Below are 19,580 nucleotides of genomic sequence, written 5' to 3'. Positions count from 1 at the left end.
GCTGAACCTGCAGATCCGCGAGCAGGCCGACTCCGGCCGCCCGACCGTGGTGGCCGAGCCCGACAGCCCGGTGGCCGAGATGTACCGCGCCATCGCGCGCAAGGTGGCGATCAAGGTCGCCGACAAGGCGCGCGACATGACCAGCAAGTTTCCGAGTATCGTGGTGCAAAACACCTGAGCGCGCGCCGCGCGCAGCAACCATGGAAAGCCAGCCTGCCCCCGACCTGCCGGCACCCGCTGCCCGCCCCGCCGTCACCATGGCGGTGGTGATGCGCAAGGTCGCGCTGGCCAACCGCTGGCAGCCGTGGAAGTGGGAGCTGGACGCGGTGCTGCCGGACCTTGGCGAGTTCGGCACGCATCCCGTGTGCCTGGAGCACGACGCCCACGGCGCGCACTGGCTCTACCCGGGCTTCGAGGTGACGTTGTTCCGCGACCAGGGCGAAGGCTATTACCTGAACCTGACCTCGACCACGCCGTGCTGGTTCGTGCTGTGGCGCATGCCAGAGGACGACGGCGCTGGCGAAGAGGCCCATCCGGTGCCGATGACCGTGACGCTGTCGTACAACGAGGCCGGCCGCTGGCTCGATGCCGGCGAGACCGTCGAGAACGTGCCGCTGGCGCCCGAGCAGCGCGAGTGGCTGCAGGCCTATGTCGACCAGCACTACCGGCCCGAGCCCAAGCAGCGGCGCCGGCCCGAATCCTTCAAGGCGCCGGAAGACCGCGCCCGCTACTGATCCTGACGACCTGAGCTTGCCCTGCCGATGAGCGATTCGTCCTTCCTGTCGCGCTGGTCGCGCCGCAAGGCCGCGGTGCGGGAGGGCGTGCCCGTGCCGGCAGAACCGGCACCACCGGCGCATGCCGAAGCCGTCCCCGCGGCCACCGGGGCCGCGCCCGAAGCGCCGCAAGTACCGGCCCCGACGCTGGAGGACGTGGCCGCGCTGCGCCCCGGCGACGAGATCGCCCGGTTCGTGGCCCGCGGCGTGGATGAGTCAGTCAAGCGCGCGGCGCTGAAGACGCTGTTCGCCGATCCGCACTTCAAGGTCATGGACGGGCTCGACATCTATATCGACGACTACAGCAAGCCCGACCCGATCCCGCCGGAGATCCTGCGCCAGCTGCGCCAGTCCGAGACACTGGGCCTGTTCGAGCCGACCGACGAGGAACGCGCGGCGGCACAGGCCGCGGCCGCCGCCGCGGGGCCTGTGGATGTACCGCCGGCGGCGCCCGCCGAGTTCGCCGAATCCGGCGAGACCGCCGACACTACGGACATACCCGCACCAGTCGAAACGCCGCAGCAAACTGTAAGTCAAAGCGCAGAACAGGGCCCGCAAGACCCGGATAAATGCGCGTAGCCTCACAGGTGCAGCGCAGCCTACAATAGGCATCCCCACAATCCGCCGGCCCGCAGACCCCTCGCCAAGAAGGACGTCCGGACCGGTCAGCCGCATTCGCCATGCCGACGCTGATCTGCAACTGCAACGACACCATGCCGCTTGACGGGGCGGCATTGTCCGAAGCAACCAAGGACGCCAACCAGGGCCCCTTGAAGGTCCATCGCCTGCTGTGCCGGCGCGAGATCGGCGACTTCACCGCCGCGCTCGACGGCACCGACGACGTCATCGTCGCCTGCACCCAGGAACGCCAGCTATTTACCGAAGTCGCGGCGCAGGCCGCGCAGGGCAGCGATGGCCGCCCGGTGGTGACTGCGCCGGTGCGCTTCGTCAATATCCGCGAGACCGGCGGCTGGTCACAGGGCGCCCGGCGCGACCCCAAGACCGCCAATGCCAAGATCGCCGCGCTGCTGGCCGTGGCAGCGCTGCCCGAACCTGACCCGGTGCCGGTGGTGGATTACCGTTCCGACGGCGCGGTGCTGGTGCTGGGCCCGGCCCAGCGGGCGCTGCCGTGGGCCGAGCGGCTGGCCGCGATGCAGCTGGAGGTCACGGTGCTGCTGACCGGCAGCGACATGCGTGAAGGCGCCGCGGCGCAGCCTGCGGCGCGCGCCTATCCGGTCCACAGCGGCCGGCTGGCCTCGCTGACAGGCTGGCTGGGCGCGTTCGAGGCCAGCTGGGAGACCGGCGCCGGCCGCAGCAACCCGATCGACCTGGACCTGTGCACCCGCTGCAACGCCTGCATCGACGCCTGTCCCGAGGACGCGATCGACTTCAGCTACCAGATCGACCTGTCGCGCTGCCGCTCGCACCGTGCTTGCGTGCGCGCCTGCGGCGCCGCCGCGGCGATCGACTTCGACCGCCCGCAGGGCACTGTGCAGGGACGCTTCGACCTGGTCTTCGACCTGTGCGACACGCCTGCCTTCACCATGCACCAGCCGCCGCAGGGCTATCTGCACGCCGGCGCCGATGCCGCGCGCCAGCAGGCCCAGGCGCTGATGCTGGCGGGGCTGGTGGGCGAGTTCGAGAAGCCCAGGTTCTTCCGCTACAAGGACAACCTGTGCGCGCATGGCCGCAACCAGACCACCGGCTGCACCGCCTGCATCGACATCTGCTCGACCGAGGCCATCGGCTCGCGCTGGCATGACGGCAAGGGGCGCATCGAGGTCACGCCCAACCTGTGCATGGGCTGCGGCGCGTGCACCACCGTGTGCCCGAGCGGGGCCATCAGCTATGGCTACCCGGGGCCGGAAGTGACCGGCGCGCGCCTGCGCACGCTGCTGTCAGCGTACCGCCAGGCCGGCGCGCGCGATCCGGTGGTGCTGCTGCATGGCGAGGAATACGGCACGCCCGCGCTGCTGGCACTGGGCCGTTCCGCCCGCGGCGGCAAGGCCAGGGGAGTGCCCGCCAATGTGATGCCGTTGTCGCTGTTCCACCCGGCCTCGGCCGGGCTGGAGCTATGGCTCGCCGCGCTGTGCTGGGGCGCCAGCCGCGTAGCGGTGCTGCTGACCGGCGACGAGGCACCGCAGTACCGCACCGCGCTGCTGGAGCAGATCGCGGTCGGGCGCGCTCTGCTGGCCGGCCTGGGCTATGACGGCGAGGTACTGTCGCTGGTCGAGGCCGCCGATACGCCGGCGCTGGATGCCGGCCTGGCGGCGCTGCGCCCGGGCCGCAACGCAGTGCCGCCGGCGCCGTTCGGCCCCGTCGCGGCCAAGCGCGAGATGCTGGACTTTGTGCTGGATCACCTGGCGCGGCACGCGCCGGTGCCCGCGCCAAGCGTGCCGCTGCCGGCCGGCGCGCCGATCGGCGCGATCGCGGTGGATACGGGCAAGTGCACCATGTGCATGGCCTGCGTCGGCGCGTGCCCGTCGCAGGCGCTGCGCGACAATCCCGAGCGCCCGGTGCTCAGCTTTATCGAGCGCAACTGCGTGCAGTGCGGGCTGTGCGAGAAGACCTGCCCGGAAGACGCCATCAGCCTGGTGCCGCGCCTGCTGGCCGGCGACGCAGCGCGCCGCCCGGTGACCCTGAACGAGACCCAGCCGTTCCATTGCATCCGCTGCGCCAAGCCGTTCGGCACGGCGCAGATGGTGGAGTCGATGCTGGTGCGCCTGGCCGGCCATCCGGCCTTTGCCGGCGCCGCGGCCGAGCGCCTGAAGATGTGCCCTGACTGCCGCGTCATCGACATGATAGAGCGCGATACGGGAACCGCCACCGGCGCCACGCTGCGCTGACAGCGGCCAGGCCACCCAGGACAAATCATCACGACATGACAGATTTCCAGCCGATCCAGCTCACCGCCGCGCCGCCCGCCGACGATGCCGAAGACACCGCCCGCGCCGACCTCTACGGTCTGCTTGCCACGCTGTTCTACCACGCGCCCGACGCCGCGCTGCTGCACCACATCGCCGCCAACCGCGCCGTGGGCGAGGACGCGAACACCGTGCTGGGCAAGGCGTGGAACGCATTGTGCGATGCAGCATCGGAGACCACGGCGGCCGAGGCCGAGGACGAGTACCGGCAGCTGTTCGTGGGCGTGGGCCGCCAGGATGTGTTCCTGTACGGCTCCTTCTACATGACCGGTTTCCTGAACGAGCGCCCGCTGGTGGCGCTGCGCGAAGACCTGGCCCGCTACGGCCTGGAGCGCCATGAAGATGTCAGCGAAACCGAGGACCATATCGCCACGCTGTGCGAGGTGATGCGCTTCCTGGTGGCGGGCGACGACCTGGCGGTGTCCAACCTGGGCGAGCAGCAGCGTTTCTATGCGCAGCACCTGCAGCCCTGGGTGGAGCGATTGTGCGATGCAGTGACGACGCACCCGCAGGCGCGTTTCTATCGCAGCGTGGCAGGCTTGCTGGGCGCGTTTGCCGGCGTGGAAGCGGTGGCGCTCGAGATGCATTGAGCGGGGGCATTGAATATCGGCGCGCTTCGAGGCTTCTTTAGCGCCGCGGGCCCAAGGCAGCCACTTACTCGAAAATGGGTTGGAAAGTAAGGAAAAACCCGTGCATATCATGGTTTTTCCTGCTAGTTGAATCTAGAATATGCATAACAACGCATAACGGCTAAAACCATCGGGCTTGGACAGCCGAGGAGCCCCCACATGACACAGAAGCAAACCAGGGTCGCGCGCCGCACGTTTCTCGCGGGCGCTGGAGTTGTGGCTGCCGCTACGGGTGCGGCAGCGCTGACCGCGCGCGGTCCGGCCATGCCGGACCAGGCCGCAGCTCTGCCGGAACCCACCGATCCTCCGTCGGCCAGCAAGGGTTACCGGGTCTCTGACCACATCCGCAAGTACTACCGGACCACGCTGGTGTAGCTGCCAGGGCGGTGTGGTCTGCCGCACCGCCTGCAACCGGACGCGACCTGCGTCCGCATCTGAGGTGAGACATGATCTTGACCCGCAAACGCGCGGCGCAGGGCGCATCCGCCCGCCTCGCTGACGGCCTGGCCAACCGGCCTGAACATGCCGGCGCAGCCTCCGGCCGACTCTCGCAGCGGCTCGCGGCCAGCCTGGCCGGCGCGATGCCGACCATGGACCGCCGCAGCTTCCTCAAGCGCTCTGGCATCGGCGTCGGTGCCGGGCTGGCGGCCTCGCAGCTGACGCTGATCCGCAAGGCGGACGCAGCCGACGACAAGAAGGCGGCTGCCGACGGCAAGACCGGCATCGTGGTCAGGCGCACCGTGTGCGGCCACTGCTCGGTCGGCTGCGCGGTCGACGCGGTGGTGCAGAACGGCGTGTGGATCCGCCAGGAGCCGGTGTTCGATTCGCCCATCAACCTGGGCGCGCACTGCGCCAAGGGCGCGGCGCTGCGCGAGCACGGCCACGGCGAATACCGCCTCAAGTACCCGATGAAGCTGGTCAACGGCAAGTACCAGCGCATCAGCTGGGACCAGGCGCTGGACGAGATCACCGCGAAGATGAAGGAGATCCGCCAGCAGACCGGCCCGGACTCGATGTTCTTCGTCGGCTCGTCCAAGCACAGCAACGAGCAGGCCTACCTGCTGCGCAAGTGGGTGTCGTTCTTCGGCACCAACAACACCGACCACCAGGCGCGCATCTGTCACTCCACCACCGTGGCGGGCGTGGCGAATACCTGGGGATACGGGGCGATGACCAACTCGTACAACGATATGCAGAACGCGAAGGCAGCGCTGTATATCGGCTCCAACGCGGCCGAGGCGCACCCGGTATCGATGCTGCACCTGCTGCACGCCAAGGAGAACGGCTGCAAGGTGATCGTGGTCGATCCGCGCTACACGCGCACCGCAGCCAAGGCGCAACACTACGTGCGCATCCGCTCGGGTACCGACATCGCGTTCCTGTTCGGCATGCTGTACCACATCTTCCAGAACGGCTGGGAAGACCAGAAGTACCTGCAGGATCGCGTCTACGGCATGGACAAGGTCAAGGAAGAGGTCATGGCCAAGTGGACGCCCGACAAGGTCGAGGAAGTCTGCGGCGTGCCCGAGGCGCAGGTGAAGATGGTGGCCGAGATCATGGCCAAGAACCGTCCCAGCACGCTGGTGTGGTGCATGGGTCAGACCCAGCACACCATCGGCAACGCGATCGTGCGGGCCTCGTGCCTGGTGCAGCTGGCGCTGGGCAATATCGGCGTGGCGGGAGGCGGCGCCAACATCTTCCGCGGCCATGACAACGTGCAGGGCGCCACGGACGTGGGCCCCAACCCGGACTCGCTGCCGGGCTACTACGGCCTGGCCACCGGCGCGTGGAAGCACTACGCCGCGGTGTGGGGTGTGGACTATGAATGGATCAAGAAGCAGTTCGTCTCGCAGGCGATGATGGAGAAGTCCGGCACCACGGTGTCGCGCTGGATCGATATCGTCACCGAGAAGAACGAGCTGATCGACCAGGACAACAACGTGCGCGGCGTGTTCTTCTGGGGCCATGCCCCGAACTCGCAGACGCGCGGCCTGGAGATGAAGAAGGCGCTGGACAAGCTCGACCTGCTGGTGGTGGTCGACCCCTATCCGTCGGCGACCGCGGCCATGGCCAACATGCCGCCGGCCGAGGGCGACAAGGTCAACCCGAACCGCGCGGTCTACCTGCTGCCGGCATGCACGCAGTTCGAGACCTCGGGCACGTGCACCGCGTCGAACCGCTCGCTGCAATGGCGCGAGAAGGTCATCGAGCCGCTGTTCGAGTCGATGCCCGACCAGACGCTGATGCAGGCGTTCGCCGACAAGCTTGGCTTTGGCAAGGAGCTGTCGAAGAACATGAAGCTGATCGAGGTGAAGCGCGCCGGCCGCACCTGGATGGAGCCGGAGCCAGAATCGATCCTGCGCGAGATCAACGCCAGCAACTGGACCATCGGCTACACCGGCCAGTCGCCGGAGCGGTTGAAGGCGCATATGCGCAATATGCAGATGTTCGACGTCAAGACGCTGCGCTGCAAGGCGGGCAAGGATCCGGTGACCGGCTACGACCTGACCGGCGACTACTTCGGGCTGCCGTGGCCGTGCTACGGCACGCCGGAACTGAAGCACCCGGGCTCGCCCAACCTGTACGACACCAGCAAGCACGTGATGGACGGCGGCGGCAACTTCCGCGCCAATTTCGGCGTGGAGCGCGACGGCGTCAGCCTGCTGGCGGAGGACGGTTCGTATTCGCTGGGCGCTGAGATCACCACCGGCTATCCGGAGTTCGATCATGTGCTGCTGAAGAAGCTGGGGTGGTGGGACGACCTGACCGATGCCGAGAAGGCCAAGGCCGAAGGCAAGAACTGGAAGACCGACCTGTCGGGCGGCATCCAGCGCGTGGTGATGAAGAACCATGGCTGCCACCCGTTCGGCAACGCCAAGGCGCGCGCGGTGGTATGGAACTTCCCCGACGCGATCCCGCAGCATCGCGAGCCGCTGTACTCCACGCGCCCGGACATGGTCGCCAAGTACCCGACCCACGACGACAAGATGGCGTTCTGGCGGCTGCCGACGCTGTACAAGTCGGTGCAGCAGCGCAATATCGAGAACAAGGTCTATGAAAAGTTCCCGATCATCCTGACCTCCGGGCGGCTGGTCGAGTACGAGGGCGGTGGCGAAGAAACCCGCTCCAACCCGTGGCTGGCCGAACTGCAGCAGGAGAACTTCGTCGAGATCAACCCGCGCGCGGCGTCCGACCGCGGTATCCGCAACGGTGACTTTTGCTGGGTGAAGACGCCCACCGGGGCCCGCATCAAGGTGCGCGCGCTGGTGACCGAGCGGGTGGGGCCCGATACCGCGTTTATCCCGTTCCATTTCTCGGGCTGGTGGCAAGGCAAGGACCTGAAGGACTACTACCCCGCGGGCGCGATGCCGGTGGTGCGGGGCGAGGCGGTCAACACGGCCACCACCTACGGCTATGACTCGGTGACGATGATGCAGGAAACCAAGACCACCGTTTGCCAGATCGAGCGGTTTGCCTAAGCGCAGAGGGACACCATGGCACGCATGAAATTTATCTGTGACGCCGAGCGCTGCATCGAGTGCAACAGCTGCGTCACTGCCTGCAAGAACGAGCACGAGGTGCCCTGGGGCGTGAACCGGCGCCGCGTGGTCACCGTCAACGACGGCATGGTCGGCGCCGAGAAATCGATCTCGGTGGCCTGCATGCACTGTTCGGACGCGCCCTGCATGGCGGTCTGCCCGGTCGACTGCTTCTACCGCACCGAGGACGGCGTGGTGCTGCACGACAAGGACGTCTGCATCGGCTGCGGCTACTGCTCCTACGCCTGCCCGTTCGGCGCGCCGCAGTTCCCGTCGACCGGCACCTTCGGCGTGCGCGGCAAGATGGACAAGTGCACCTTCTGCGCTGGCGGCCCGGAAAAGAACGGCTCGGAAGCTGAGTTCGAGAAATACGGCCGCAACCGCCTGGCCGAAGGCAAGCTGCCGCTGTGCGCCGAGATGTGCTCGACCAAGGCGCTGCTGGGCGGCGACGGCGATGTGATCGCCGACATCCTGCGCAACCGCGTGATCAAGCGCGGCACCGGCGGCGACGTGTTCGGCTGGGGCACGGCCTACGGCACCGCCAAGGGCGGCGCGGCCCAGCCGGCCCAACCGGCACAGCCGGCGCCCGCTGCACCGGCCGCACCCGCGGCCCCGGGAGGGCAAGCGTCATGAACCGCGTCCGCGTTGTTGCATTGGTGTCGCTGTGCGGCGTGCTGCTGGCAGCTTGCGGCGAGAAGCCGCAGACCATCAGCCCGTCGCACCGCAAGACTGACGCCCAGGCCTACCAGGGCGCCCCGGATGATCCGTTCGTGGCCAAGGGCTGGAAGCAGGGCGACAAGACCAGCTGGGACAACCAGATTCGCCAGCGCAACCAGTTGCAGAACGAGTACAACCGCACGCAATGAAGGCGCTGCAGCTGGGCTGCCCCGGCAGCCGGGCGCTGGCCCTCGACGATCCGAAGGAGTGCACATGACGCCGTCGCAGAATGCATGCCGCGCAGGCTGGCGGCGCTGGCTCAGCGCCGGCGCGCTGGCGCTGGCGGCCTTTGCCGGCACCGCCGCCGCACAGGCGCCGGCCTCGGCACCGCCGGCACCGGCCGCCGCGCAGGCCAATGCCGACACCAACAACCCGGCCACGCACCCGGTCCAGCCGCTGGCCGGCATCGCATCCGAGAATATCTTCAACATACCGCGCCGCGATATCGCCGCCGAGGCCCAGTCGCAGCAGCAGCGCACCGTCACGCAGCCCGGCAACAATGCGCCGGTCTGGCGCGAGGTCAATTCCGACCAGCGCCACTACAGCAGCCTGCCCGACAAGGAAGCCGGCGTGCTGATCCAGCGCACCGGGCAGCAATGGCGCCTGTTCCGCAACGGCGTCATCACCGTCTGGGGCGGCTGGCTGCTGCTGGTGGTGCCGCTTGCCATCCTGGGCTTCTTCCTCTGGCGCGGCGCCATCCCGCTGCGCACGCCGCGCACCGGCCGCATGATCGAGCGCTTCACGCCGCTTGAGCGCATTGTCCACTGGACCATGGCGATCTCGTTCGTGGTGCTGGCGGTGTCGGGCATCGTGCTGCTGCTGGGCAAGCATTTCCTGCTGCCGCTGATGGGCCACATGCTGTTCGGCTGGCTGACCTACGTGCTGAAGAACCTGCACAACGTGATCGGCCCGATCTTCACGCTGTCGGTGATCGTGGCCTTCGTGGTGTTCGTGCGCGACAACCTGCCCAACCGCGACGACATGCGCTGGGTCACCAGCCTTGGCGGCCTGGCGTCCGGCAAGCATGTGCCGAGCGGGCGCTTCAATGCCGGCGAGAAGATGTGGTTCTGGATCGGCGTGTTCGTGTTCGGGCTGGTGCTGTCGGCATCGGGCTGGGTGCTGGACATGATCGTGCCAGGCATGGACTACTACCGCGCGACCATGCAGATCGCCAACGTGATCCATGGGATCTCGGCCGTGCTGATGATCGCGATGGCGTGCGGCCATATCTACATGGGCACGGTCGGCATGGAAGGCGCCTACCGCGCCATGCGCGACGGCTGGGTGGACGAGGCCTGGGCCAAGGAGCACCACGAGCACTGGTACGACGACATCAAGTCCGGCAAGATCCCGGCCCAGCGTTCGGCCAGCCCGGAAGCCGCCGCGGGGCGCAACACCCGGCATACCCCGGGCGAAGCCTGAGGCCGGCTGCCAACCAGACCATGCGGAACCCACGATGACGATGACACGCACCCTGACGCTGGTTGCCCTGTGCGCGGGCGCCACCCTTGCCACCGGCGCGCTGGCCAAGCTGCCGCCGCCGACCGAGGCCCAGCAGGCCAAGGCCGCTGAGACCAAGGCGCGCGCCGCCTGGGCCGACAAGGTCGCCGCCTACCAGTTGTGCCGCGCGCAGGACAAGACCGCGGCGCGTTACTTCGCCGAGCGCAAGGCCCACGGCCAGGAAACCCGCGCGCCGTCGCAAGCCGCCGCGTGTGCCGATCCGGGCCCGTTTGTGGCGCCGACCGCCGCTGCGCCTGCCGCCCCGGCGCCAGCCGTGGCCAGCACCGCGGCCGACGCCAAACCAGCCGCGGCCGGCGCGGTACAATCCCCTGCAAAGGCGCCGTAACCACAGCCCCATGCACGCCGCGCGCGGCGCGGGGCCCTCACCAGCAGTCCCGAGCCCCTCGTCATGACCCTGCGTCCCGAGCTTACCCAGGCAGCCGTTCCCCTGATCGAAGAGGTTGAAGTCGTCGACGAGCAGGGCCGCGTGCGCGCGGCCTACCTGCCGGGCGAGCGTCCGCTGACGGTCTACCTCGACAAGCGCGAGCTGGTCACGCTGATGACCCTGGGCGGCGCGCCCGAGCACCTGGTGCTCGGCTACCTGCGCAACCAGCGGCTGGTGGAATCGATCGAAGACATCGCCGCGGTGCAGGTCGACTGGGAAACCGAGTCCGCCGCCGTGACCACGCGCAATGGCGTGGACCGCATCGAGGAACGCACCGCGCGCCGCGTGGTGACCACCGGCTGCGGGCAAGGCACCGTGTTCGGCTCGCTGCTCGATGAGGTCGACAACATCCGCCTGCCGGTTGGCGCCACGCTGGACCAGGACACCCTGTACGGCATCATCGACACCATCCGGCTGCAGCAGTCGGTCTACAAGCAGGCTGGCTCGGTGCACGGCTGCGCGCTGTTCCAGGGCACCGAGCTGCTGATGTTCATCGAGGACGTGGGCCGCCACAACGCCGTGGACGCCATCGCCGGGCGCATGTGGCTGGAAGGCATGACGGGCAGCGACAAGATCTTCTACACCACCGGGCGCCTGACTTCCGAGATGGTGATCAAGGGCGCGCAGATGGGCATCCCGTTCCTGCTGTCGCGCTCGGGCGTGACGCAGATGGGCTACCAGATGGCCCGGCGCGTCAACCTGACGCTGTTTGCGCGCTGCACCGGCAAGCACTTCCTGCTCTACACCGGGCGCGAGCGCTTCCGCCACCGGCTGCCTGAAGACGCGGTGGCGTAAGCGGCACTTGGTTGTTTGCGTTTGCATAAAGGGATGGGCGCGATTGGTTGTACAATGCGGCGCACTCCGAGCCAGTGTGTTTACCCTCCCAACCTTATGAGCATCAAATCCGACAAGTGGATCCGCCGCATGGCGGAGCAGCACGGCATGATCGAGCCGTTCGCGCCAGGCCAGGTCCGGGAGCAGGACGGGCGCAAGATCGTTTCGTACGGCACCTCGAGCTACGGCTACGACATCCGCTGCGCCGACGAATTCAAGATCTTCACCAATATCAACAGCACCATCGTCGATCCGAAGAATTTCGACGAGAAGTCGTTCGTGGATTTCAAGGGCGATGTCTGCATCATCCCGCCCAATTCGTTCGCGCTGGCGCGCACGATGGAATACTTCCGGATCCCGCGCAGCGTGCTGACCATCTGCCTGGGCAAGAGCACCTACGCCCGCTGCGGCATCATCGTCAATGTGACGCCGTTCGAGCCGGAGTGGGAAGGCTATGTGACGCTGGAGTTCTCCAACACCACGCCGCTGCCCGCCAAGATCTACGCCGGCGAGGGTTGCGCCCAGGTGCTGTTCTTCGAGAGCGACGAAGTCTGCGAGACCTCGTACCGCGACCGCGGCGGCAAGTACCAGGGCCAGCACGGTGTCACACTGCCGAAGACCTGAGCGCATTACAATGCCGGCGTTTGCCGGAAGGCTGGCCCCGAGAATGGCCGCCACACCTGACGTCAGAGCCACATGTCGCCGCAGCGGGGAACCTCCTGCCGGCCATGTGGCTCAAGTCCTTTATGTCCTGCTTTCCATCAAGGATGCCCGATGAAATTCCGTTTCCCCGTCATCATCATTGACGAAGACTTTCGCTCCGAGAACATCTCCGGCTCGGGCATCCGCGCGCTGGCCGAGGCGATCGAGAAAGAGGGCATGGAGGTCATGGGCCTGACCAGCTACGGCGACCTGACGTCGTTTGCGCAGCAGTCCAGCCGGGCATCGACCTTTATCGTCTCGATCGACGACGACGAGTTCACGCGCGACGGCGATGACCAGCTCGAGGCCGCCGCCATCGAAAAGCTGCGCGCCTTCGTCACCGAAGTGCGCCGCCGCAACTCGGACCTGCCGATCTTCCTGTACGGCGAGACCCGCACCTCGCGCCACATCCCCAACGATATTCTGCGCGAGCTGCACGGCTTCATCCACATGTTCGAGGACACGCCGGAATTCGTGGCACGCCACATCATCCGCGAAGCCAAGGTCTACCTCGACACGCTGGCGCCGCCGTTCTTCAAGGCGCTGATCGACTACGCGCAGGACAGCTCGTACTCGTGGCACTGCCCGGGGCACTCGGGCGGCGTGGCTTTCCTGAAGAGCCCGGTGGGCCAGGTGTTCCACCAGTTCTTCGGCGAGAACATGCTGCGCGCCGACGTCTGCAACGCGGTCGATGAACTGGGCCAGCTGCTGGACCACACCGGCCCGGTGGCCGCGTCGGAGCGCAATGCCGCGCGCATCTTCAACTCCGACCACATGTATTTCGTCACCAACGGCACCTCCACCTCGAACAAGATGGTGTGGCATGCCAACGTGGCGCCGGGCGACATCGTGGTGGTGGACCGCAACTGCCACAAGTCGATCCTGCACGCGATCATGATGACGGGCGCGATCCCGGTCTTCCTGATGCCCACGCGCAACCACTACGGCATCATCGGCCCGATCCCGAAGAGCGAGTTCGATCCGGAGACGATCAGGAAGAAGATCGCCAACCACCCGTTCGCCAGCAAGGCCAAGAACCAGAAGCCGCGCATCCTGACCATCACCCAGGGTACGTACGACGGCGTGCTGTACAACGCCGAGCAGATCAAGGAAATGCTGGCCGCCGAGATCGATACGCTGCACTTCGATGAAGCCTGGCTGCCGCATGCGGCCTTCCACGACTTCTATCGCAATATGCACGCGATCGGCAAGGACCGCCCGCGCAGCAAGGACGCGCTGGTGTTCGCCACCCAGTCGACGCACAAGCTGCTGGCCGGCCTGTCGCAGGCCTCGCAGATCCTGGTGCAGGATTCCGAGACGCGCAAGCTGGACCGCTACCGCTTCAACGAGGCGTACCTGATGCACACCTCGACCAGCCCGCAGTACTCGATCATCGCCTCGTGCGACGTGGCCGCGGCGATGATGGAAGCGCCGGGCGGCACCGCGCTGGTGGAAGAAAGCATCCAGGAGGCGATGGATTTCCGCCGCGCCATGCGCAAGGTCGAGGGCGACTACGACGACGGCAACAACGGCGACTGGTGGTTCAAGGTGTGGGGCCCGGACGCACTGATCGAAGACGGCATCGGCGACCGCGAAGAGTGGATGCTCAAGGCCAATGAGCGCTGGCACGGCTTCGGCGACCTCGCCGACGGCTTCAACCTGCTCGACCCGATCAAGGCCACCATCATCACCCCGGGCCTGGACGTGGACGGCGAGTTCAGCGAACGCGGCATCCCGGCGGCCATCGTCACCAAGTACCTGGCCGAGCACGGCATCATCATCGAGAAGACCGGGCTGTATTCGTTCTTCATCATGTTCACTATCGGCATCACCAAGGGCCGCTGGAACTCGCTGGTGACCGAGCTGCAGCAGTTCAAGGACGACTACGACCAGAACCAGCCGCTGTGGCGCGTGCTGCCGGAATTCGTCGCCAAGCACCCGCAATACGAGCGCATGGGCCTGCGTGACCTGTGCGATGCGATCCACAGCGTGTACAAGGCCAACGACGTGGCCCGTGTGACGACGGAGATGTACCTGTCGGACATGGAGCCGGCGATGAAGCCGTCGGACGCCTGGGCCATGATGGCGCACCGCGAGATCGAGCGCGTGCCGGTCGACGACCTGGAGGGCCGCGTCACCGCCATCCTGCTGACGCCGTACCCGCCGGGCATTCCGCTGCTGATTCCGGGCGAGCGCTTCAACCGCACCATCGTGCAGTACCTGAAGTTCGCGCGCGAGTTCAACAAGCTGTTCCCTGGCTTCGAGACCGACATCCACGGCCTGGTCGAGGACGAGGTCGACGGCAAGACGGCGTACTTTGTCGACTGCGTGAAGCAGGGCGGCTGAGCGCCAGTCCGCGTTCCGCTGACGTGAACAGGGCCCCGCTATGCGGGGTCCTTTCTTTTGGGGTGGGGCTAGGTGAACGGATTCAGCAGCATCGCGCCCGTGCCGCGGAAATCCTCAACATTGCGCGTGACAATGGTCAGGTCGTGGATCAGCGCGGTGGCGGCAATGAACTTGTCCAGCGCGTGCTCAGGCCGCGGCGCGCGCAGCTGGCCCCAGACCTGGGCGACGTCGGCATCGACCGGCAACACCAGCCGGCCAAAATCCTCCAGCACGGTCGCCAGCCATTGCTCCAGCACCTCGGCCTGCGCCGTATCGCCGCGATGGCGGATCAGCGCTACGCCACGCTGGAGCTCGCCCACGGTCAGCGCCGACAGGTAGAGCGCGGCACCTTCCCGCGCCGCCTGCCGGAAGAACGCGCGCACGCCGGGGTTGGCGCGCTCGCGCTTGCGCGTTTCGCTGATGACGTTGGTATCAATCAAATACACGCGGCGCCTCGCCTGGATTCTGGATCCGCTCGAAGTCGGCGTCTTGCCCGACGTCCGGGATGCTGGCCAGCACCTCGGCCAGGCTGCGCCGGCGCGTGCCGCCCAGCGCCTGCGCCAGGATGGCGCGGTGCTCGGCCTCGGCGCTGCGGCCGTTGGCGACGGCCCGCTCGCGCAGGCGCTGGACCAGGGATTCATCGATGCCACGAACGAGTAGTGTTGCCATCTTGAGCTCCTCACCATCGGATGGAGCAAGGATAGCATTGTTATCAATACGGCGGTCACGTATCGACGGCAGGCTGTGCATCGTTGCCGTGTCCGGCCGGTACAAGGGTGTGGTGGGCATGGTGGCTCTCCTGGGGGTCAGTCTGCTGAACACAGGAGCCAGTCTGGGCCCCGCCGGAGCGCCGGTCGATGAGCCGATTCGCAATCGCGCGCCATGCCTTGCGGCGACACCAAAGCGCCACCGCGCCACCACCGCCGGACGGCGCCGGGGTGGACCCGCGCCAATGAAAAAGCCCCGCGTTGCCGCGGGGCTTGCCAGGCTTGCGCGTCCCCGGGGAGCTGGTTCAGCGCTTCTTTTCGAACTCAAACTGCGGCGCGGCCGATTCGCTTTCCGCGGGCGGCTGTGTCGGCAGCTCCAGCGATCCGCCAGCGGCGGGCTGCGACCCCGGTGCCGGTACCGACAGGCTCGGCGCCGGCTTGGGGCTGGTGCCTCCCAGGTCGAGGCTCAGGTCGCGCGTGATGCTGCGATCCTGTGCCTTTTGCGTGCCGGTGCTGACCAGGCCGGGGAAGACGATGATCAGCGCCACCATCACCAGCTGGATGACCACGAACGGCACCGAGCCCCAGTAGATATCCGAGGTCTTCACCTCGCGCGGCGCGACTGAGCGCAGATAGAACAGCGAGAAGCCGAACGGCGGGTGCATGAACGAGGTCTGCATGTTCACGGCCAGCAGCACGCCGAACCAGATCAGGTCGATGCCGAGCTTGTCCGCCACCGGGCCGACCAGCGGCACCAGGATAAAGGCCAGCTCGAAGAAGTCCAGGAAGAACGCCAGCAGGAAGAACAGCACGTTCACCGCGATCAGGAAGCCGGCCTGGCCGCCGGGCAGCGCGGTCAGCAGGTGCTCCACCCAGATATGGCCGTCCACGCCGTAGAACGTCAGCGAGAACACGCGCGCGCCGATCAGGATGAAGATCACGAAGGCCGACAGCTTGAGCGTCCCTTCCATCGCCTGCCGGGTCAGCCCCAGGTCAAGGCGGCGCTTCATCAGCGCCAGCACCAGCGCGCCGAGCGCACCCATGCCGCCGCCTTCGGTCGGCGTGGCCACGCCGACGAAGATCGTGCCGAGCACCAGGAAGATCAGCGCCAGCGGCGGGATCAGCACGAAGGTGACCTTCTCGGCCATGCGCGACAGCAGGTTCAGCTTCAGCGCCTTGTTGATCACCGCCAGCACGAAGGCGAACAGGATGGCCGCGCCGACCGAGATCACCAGCCGCTCATCCAGCGGTGCCTCGGGCTTGTACATCTTGTCCACCGCCACGCCCACCACGATCGACAGCGCGGTCAGCACCAGCACCGAGGTGGCGCCGCTCTTGCCGCTGGGTTCGCGGAAGGTGCGCGCCTCGAGCGGCAGCGCCGGCGCCGCGGCCGGCTTGATCAGCGTGATCAGCAGCACGTAGCCCATGTACAGGCCGGTCAGCACCAGGCCCGGCACGAACGCGCCCTTGTACATGTCGCCGACCGAGCGGCCGAGCTGGTCGGCCAGCACGATCAGCACCAGCGACGGCGGAATGATCTGCGCCAGCGTGCCCGACGCGGCGATCACACCCGACGCCAGCCGCTTGTCGTACTTATACTTCAGCATCAGCGGCAGCGAGATCAGCCCCATCGAGATCACCGAGGCCGCCACCACGCCGGTGGTCGCTGCCAGCAGCGCGCCGACGAAGATCACGGCATAGGCCAGGCCGCCGCGGATCGGGCCGAACAGCTGGCCGATGGTGTCGAGCAGGTCCTCGGCCATGCCTGAGCGTTCCAGGATCAGGCCCATGAAGGTGAAGAACGGGATCGCCAGCAGCGTGTCGTTCTCGATGATGCCGAACAAGCGGCTGGGCAGTGCCTGCAGCAGCGCGGGCTGGAGCAAGCCCAGCTCGATGCCGACGAAGGCGAACAGCAGACCGTTGGCGGCCAGCGCGAAGGCGATCGGAAAACCCGACAGCAGGAATATGACCAGCGTGCCGAACATGATCGGCGCCATGTTTTGGATCAGGAATTGCGTCATCGTAGGCGCCTGTTATTGTTTTGCCGACGGGCCGGGGCGATTGGCGTCCGCTATCGTCGCGGCGATTTCCGCTGCGGGGTCGATCGAATGCTTGCGGAATGCGGAGGCCGGCAGCAGGCCCTTCAGGTAGGCGAAGCGCTTGATCAGTTCGGACAGGCCTTGCAGGATCAGCAGGAAGAAGCCAGCCACGATCAGGAACTTGGCCGGCCAGCGGATCAGGCCGCCGGCATTGCCCGACATTTCATGGCCGACATAGGACAGCCAGAAGTAGGGGATCGACAACCACAGAATGATCAGCGTGATCGGCATCAGGAAGAAAATGATGCCAAAGACGTCGATCCACGCCTGGGCGCGCTCGGACAGGCGGCCGGCAATGACGTCGATGCGGACATGCTCGTCGCGGCGCAGCGTGTAGGGCGCACCGAGCAGGAACACACCGGCGAACATATACCACTGCAGTTCGAGCCAGGCATTGGAGCTGATGCTGAAGGTGTAGCGAATGATGGCGTTGCCCGCGCAGACCAGTACGGCCAGCAGGATCAGCCATTTCGCCCACTGCCCGATGAAATCAGTCACGGCGTCGATAAGCCGCGAGATCCTCATAAGGAAAGACATGTGATCGTCCTAGGGATTTTGGGGATACAGGGGTGGCGCGTTAGTCTACGGTGTCAGCCGCTCCGTATCTTTAGGGTGAATCCCCAGTGCATCACATTTGCACCGATTTCCGCACCAATTAGGTGCGGTTTTCGATGGGATTCGGATATTTCAAGGCCGAATGTTTACCGGCGGAGAATGACCGCTACTTGCCATAAACCATAGCTAATACGTGCGTTTGCACACAGAAAATCAGAACGGGAGCTTGTTGCTCCCGTTCATGGCCGGCGGGTTACCCCTGAAGCGGGGGTCAGCCGTTCAGCGTCTTGCGTGCCTCGGCGATGGCGGCGCGCACCTGCGCCGGCGCCGTGCCGCCGATATGGTCGCGCGCGGCGACCGAGCCTTCCAGCGTCAGCACCGCGTGCACGTCGTCGCCGATCAGCGCGGCCTTGTCGCCCAGGCCCGAGACTTCGCGCAGCTCGGCCACGCTCAGGTCGGCCAGGTCGCACTGGCGGCTGTCGCAGGCGCGCACCGCGTGGGCCACGGCCTCGTGGGCGTCGCGGAAGGGCAGGCCCTTCTTGACCAGGTAGTCGGCCAGGTCGGTGGCGGTGGCGTAGCCCTGCAGCGCGGCGGCGCGCATCGCTTCGGGCTTGACGGTGATGCCCGGCACCATGTCGGCAAAGATGCGCAGCGTGTCCACGACGGTATCGACCGTATCGAACAGCGGCTCCTTGTCTTCCTGGTTGTCCTTGTTGTACGCCAGCGGCTGGCCCTTCATCAGCGTCAGCAGGCCGATCAGGTGGCCGTTGACGCGGCCGGTCTTGCCGCGCGCCAGTTCGGGCACGTCGGGGTTCTTCTTCTGCGGCATGATCGAGCTGCCGGTGCAGAAACGGTCGGCGATGTCGATAAAGCCCACGCGCGGGCTCATCCACAGCACCAGCTCTTCTGAGAAGCGCGACACGTGCGTCATCACCAGCGCGGCGGCGGCGCAGAATTCGATGGCGAAGTCGCGGTCCGACACGGCATCCAGCGAGTTGCGGCACACGCCGTCGAACCCAAGCTGCTGCGCCACGAACTCGCGGTCGATCGGGTAGCTGGTGCCGGCCAGCGCGGCCGCGCCCAGCGGCAGGCGGTTGACGCGCTTGCGGCAGTCGGCCATGCGCTCGGCATCGCGCGTGAACATCTCGTTGTAGGCCAGCAGGTGGTGGCCGAAGGTCACCGGCTGCGCCACCTGCAGGTGGGTGAAGCCGGGCAGGATGGTGTCGGCGTTCTGTTCGGCCAGGTCCAGCAGCGCGGCGCGCAGCGCGCCCAGCAGCACCATGATGTTGTCGATCTCGCTGCGCAGCCACAGGCGGATGTCGGTGGCGACCTGGTCATTGCGCGAGCGGCCGGTATGCAGGCGCTTGCCGGCATCGCCCACCAGCGCGGTCAGGCGCGCCTCGATATTCAGGTGGACGTCTTCCAGGTCTAGCTTCCATTCGAAGCCGCCGGCCTCGATCTCGGCCTTGATCTGCGCCATGCCGCGCTCGATCTCGGCGCGGTCGGCCTCGGCGATGATGCCCTGCTTTGCCAGCATGGCCGCGTGGGCCAGCGAGCCCTGGATGTCGAACAGGGCCAGGCGCTTGTCGAAGAACACCGAGGCGGTGTAGCGTTTCACCAGGTCGGACATCGGTTCGGAGAAGCGGGCGGACCAGGCTTCGCCTTTCTTGGCAAGTTGGGAGGTGGACATGGACGTCGGCTGCAGTGGCTCGCGCGGGCAGGCGCCGGCGTGCGGACGGCGGCGGGCGCGAGAAATTGGGAAACGGCGATT

18 protein-coding genes and 1 pseudogene are annotated in these 19,580 nt (G+C 66.9%); 14 read left to right on the top strand and 5 right to left on the bottom strand.

The genetic code is table 11. The features are described 5' to 3' along the window. From AC3WQZ_RS27100 to AC3WQZ_RS27035, 14 genes and pseudogenes are all read left to right on the top strand, one after another. Positions 1-178, top strand: a pseudogene (locus tag AC3WQZ_RS27100) (iron-sulfur cluster carrier protein ApbC); the annotation flags it as partial. Between the two features lie 22 nt (positions 179-200). Continuing rightward, positions 201-734 carry a DUF3305 domain-containing protein gene (locus AC3WQZ_RS27095; RefSeq protein ID WP_010813854.1) on the top strand — a complete coding sequence of 178 codons (534 nt, stop codon included), beginning with the start codon at positions 201-203 and terminating at the stop codon, positions 732-734. A gap of 27 nt (positions 735-761) precedes the next feature. Further along, positions 762-1,352, top strand: a complete 591-nt coding sequence (locus tag AC3WQZ_RS27090; protein ID WP_010813853.1) for a DUF3306 domain-containing protein — start codon at positions 762-764, stop codon at positions 1,350-1,352. A 101-nt stretch (positions 1,353-1,453) separates the two neighbouring features. Continuing rightward, positions 1,454-3,619, top strand: coding sequence for a 4Fe-4S binding protein (locus AC3WQZ_RS27085; RefSeq protein WP_439668183.1), 2,166 nt, complete (start codon positions 1,454-1,456; stop codon positions 3,617-3,619). A gap of 35 nt (positions 3,620-3,654) precedes the next feature. Beyond that, on the top strand, positions 3,655-4,287 hold the full coding sequence (locus AC3WQZ_RS27080; protein ID WP_058696735.1) for a TorD/DmsD family molecular chaperone: 633 nt from the start codon (positions 3,655-3,657) through the stop codon (positions 4,285-4,287). A 198-nt stretch (positions 4,288-4,485) separates the two neighbouring features. Next, on the top strand, positions 4,486-4,701 hold the full coding sequence (locus tag AC3WQZ_RS27075; protein WP_010813850.1) for a hypothetical protein: 216 nt from the start codon (positions 4,486-4,488) through the stop codon (positions 4,699-4,701). Between the two features lie 71 nt (positions 4,702-4,772). Next, positions 4,773-7,805, top strand: coding sequence for a molybdopterin-dependent oxidoreductase (locus AC3WQZ_RS27070; RefSeq protein ID WP_010813849.1), 3,033 nt, complete (start codon positions 4,773-4,775; stop codon positions 7,803-7,805). A 15-nt stretch (positions 7,806-7,820) separates the two neighbouring features. Continuing rightward, the gene (gene fdh3B, locus AC3WQZ_RS27065) at positions 7,821-8,498 is read left to right on the top strand and encodes a formate dehydrogenase FDH3 subunit beta (RefSeq protein WP_010813848.1); all 678 of its coding nucleotides are present in this window, start codon (positions 7,821-7,823) and stop codon (positions 8,496-8,498) included. Continuing rightward, on the top strand, positions 8,495-8,731 hold the full coding sequence (locus AC3WQZ_RS27060; protein ID WP_010813847.1) for a hypothetical protein: 237 nt from the start codon (positions 8,495-8,497) through the stop codon (positions 8,729-8,731). The genes fdh3B and AC3WQZ_RS27060 overlap by 4 nt, the downstream gene beginning before the upstream one ends. A gap of 64 nt (positions 8,732-8,795) precedes the next feature. Continuing rightward, positions 8,796-10,004 carry a formate dehydrogenase subunit gamma gene (locus AC3WQZ_RS27055; RefSeq protein WP_010813846.1) on the top strand — a complete coding sequence of 403 codons (1,209 nt, stop codon included), beginning with the start codon at positions 8,796-8,798 and terminating at the stop codon, positions 10,002-10,004. Positions 10,005-10,038: 34 nt separating this feature from the next. Continuing rightward, on the top strand, positions 10,039-10,428 hold the full coding sequence (locus AC3WQZ_RS27050; protein WP_010813845.1) for a hypothetical protein: 390 nt from the start codon (positions 10,039-10,041) through the stop codon (positions 10,426-10,428). A gap of 63 nt (positions 10,429-10,491) precedes the next feature. Next, positions 10,492-11,322: a formate dehydrogenase accessory sulfurtransferase FdhD gene (locus AC3WQZ_RS27045; protein WP_010813844.1), complete on the top strand. Its 831-nt coding sequence runs from the start codon at positions 10,492-10,494 to the stop codon at positions 11,320-11,322. Between the two features lie 96 nt (positions 11,323-11,418). Next, positions 11,419-11,985 (top strand): dCTP deaminase, encoded by a 567-nt coding sequence (dcd, locus tag AC3WQZ_RS27040; RefSeq protein WP_010813843.1) that lies wholly within the window; start codon positions 11,419-11,421, stop codon positions 11,983-11,985. Positions 11,986-12,135: 150 nt separating this feature from the next. Continuing rightward, complete coding sequence (locus tag AC3WQZ_RS27035; protein WP_010813842.1) at positions 12,136-14,409, top strand: arginine/lysine/ornithine decarboxylase; 2,274 nt, start codon at positions 12,136-12,138, stop codon at positions 14,407-14,409. 68 nt (positions 14,410-14,477) lie between these two features. On the opposite strand, the gene AC3WQZ_RS27030 is transcribed toward AC3WQZ_RS27035, so the two are convergent. The 5 genes from AC3WQZ_RS27030 to argH all read right to left on the bottom strand — a co-directional run bounded on the left by AC3WQZ_RS27030 (position 14,478) and on the right by argH (position 19,499). Beyond that, on the bottom strand, positions 14,478-14,894 hold the full coding sequence (locus AC3WQZ_RS27030; protein WP_037023550.1) for a type II toxin-antitoxin system VapC family toxin: 417 nt from the start codon (positions 14,892-14,894) through the stop codon (positions 14,478-14,480). Beyond that, positions 14,881-15,117: a FitA-like ribbon-helix-helix domain-containing protein gene (locus tag AC3WQZ_RS27025; RefSeq protein WP_010813840.1), complete on the bottom strand. Its 237-nt coding sequence runs from the start codon at positions 15,115-15,117 to the stop codon at positions 14,881-14,883. Before AC3WQZ_RS27025 ends, AC3WQZ_RS27030 begins: the two co-directional genes overlap by 14 nt. A gap of 343 nt (positions 15,118-15,460) precedes the next feature. Then, complete coding sequence (locus tag AC3WQZ_RS27020) at positions 15,461-17,176, bottom strand: TRAP transporter large permease (RefSeq protein WP_010813839.1); 1,716 nt, start codon at positions 17,174-17,176, stop codon at positions 15,461-15,463. Between the two features lie 12 nt (positions 17,177-17,188). After that, positions 17,189-17,791, bottom strand: coding sequence for a TRAP transporter small permease subunit (locus AC3WQZ_RS27015; protein WP_011615914.1), 603 nt, complete (start codon positions 17,789-17,791; stop codon positions 17,189-17,191). A 289-nt stretch (positions 17,792-18,080) separates the two neighbouring features. After that, entirely contained in the window at positions 18,081-19,499 is a 1,419-nt protein-coding gene (gene argH / locus AC3WQZ_RS27010) for an argininosuccinate lyase (protein ID WP_010813837.1), read from the bottom strand. Between the last annotated feature and the right edge of the window lie 81 nt (positions 19,500-19,580).

Source organism: Cupriavidus sp. FW305-26 (genome assembly GCF_058787975.1).
This window is presented reverse-complemented; position numbering and strand designations above follow the sequence as displayed.

Excerpts from the sequence above, each read along its gene's own strand:
- AC3WQZ_RS27095 (WP_010813854.1), top strand. The coding sequence starts at position 201 with ATGGAAAGCCAGCCTGCCCCCGACCTGCCGGCACCCGCTGCCCGCCCC.
- AC3WQZ_RS27050 (WP_010813845.1), top strand. The coding sequence starts at position 10,039 with ATGACGATGACACGCACCCTGACGCTGGTTGCCCTGTGCGCGGGCGCC.
- AC3WQZ_RS27090 (WP_010813853.1), top strand. The coding sequence starts at position 762 with ATGAGCGATTCGTCCTTCCTGTCGCGCTGGTCGCGCCGCAAGGCCGCG.
- AC3WQZ_RS27015 (WP_011615914.1), bottom strand. The coding sequence starts at position 17,791 with ATGTCTTTCCTTATGAGGATCTCGCGGCTTATCGACGCCGTGACTGAT.
- AC3WQZ_RS27075 (WP_010813850.1), top strand. The coding sequence starts at position 4,486 with ATGACACAGAAGCAAACCAGGGTCGCGCGCCGCACGTTTCTCGCGGGC.
- AC3WQZ_RS27025 (WP_010813840.1), bottom strand. The coding sequence starts at position 15,117 with ATGGCAACACTACTCGTTCGTGGCATCGATGAATCCCTGGTCCAGCGC.
- fdh3B (WP_010813848.1), top strand. The coding sequence starts at position 7,821 with ATGGCACGCATGAAATTTATCTGTGACGCCGAGCGCTGCATCGAGTGC.
- AC3WQZ_RS27060 (WP_010813847.1), top strand. The coding sequence starts at position 8,495 with ATGAACCGCGTCCGCGTTGTTGCATTGGTGTCGCTGTGCGGCGTGCTG.
- dcd (WP_010813843.1), top strand. The coding sequence starts at position 11,419 with ATGAGCATCAAATCCGACAAGTGGATCCGCCGCATGGCGGAGCAGCAC.
- AC3WQZ_RS27020 (WP_010813839.1), bottom strand. The coding sequence starts at position 17,176 with ATGACGCAATTCCTGATCCAAAACATGGCGCCGATCATGTTCGGCACG.
- AC3WQZ_RS27045 (WP_010813844.1), top strand. The coding sequence starts at position 10,492 with ATGACCCTGCGTCCCGAGCTTACCCAGGCAGCCGTTCCCCTGATCGAA.
- AC3WQZ_RS27055 (WP_010813846.1), top strand. The coding sequence starts at position 8,796 with ATGACGCCGTCGCAGAATGCATGCCGCGCAGGCTGGCGGCGCTGGCTC.
- AC3WQZ_RS27035 (WP_010813842.1), top strand. The coding sequence starts at position 12,136 with ATGAAATTCCGTTTCCCCGTCATCATCATTGACGAAGACTTTCGCTCC.
- AC3WQZ_RS27080 (WP_058696735.1), top strand. The coding sequence starts at position 3,655 with ATGACAGATTTCCAGCCGATCCAGCTCACCGCCGCGCCGCCCGCCGAC.
- AC3WQZ_RS27070 (WP_010813849.1), top strand. The coding sequence starts at position 4,773 with ATGATCTTGACCCGCAAACGCGCGGCGCAGGGCGCATCCGCCCGCCTC.
- argH (WP_010813837.1), bottom strand. The coding sequence starts at position 19,499 with ATGTCCACCTCCCAACTTGCCAAGAAAGGCGAAGCCTGGTCCGCCCGC.
- AC3WQZ_RS27085 (WP_439668183.1), top strand. The coding sequence starts at position 1,454 with ATGCCGACGCTGATCTGCAACTGCAACGACACCATGCCGCTTGACGGG.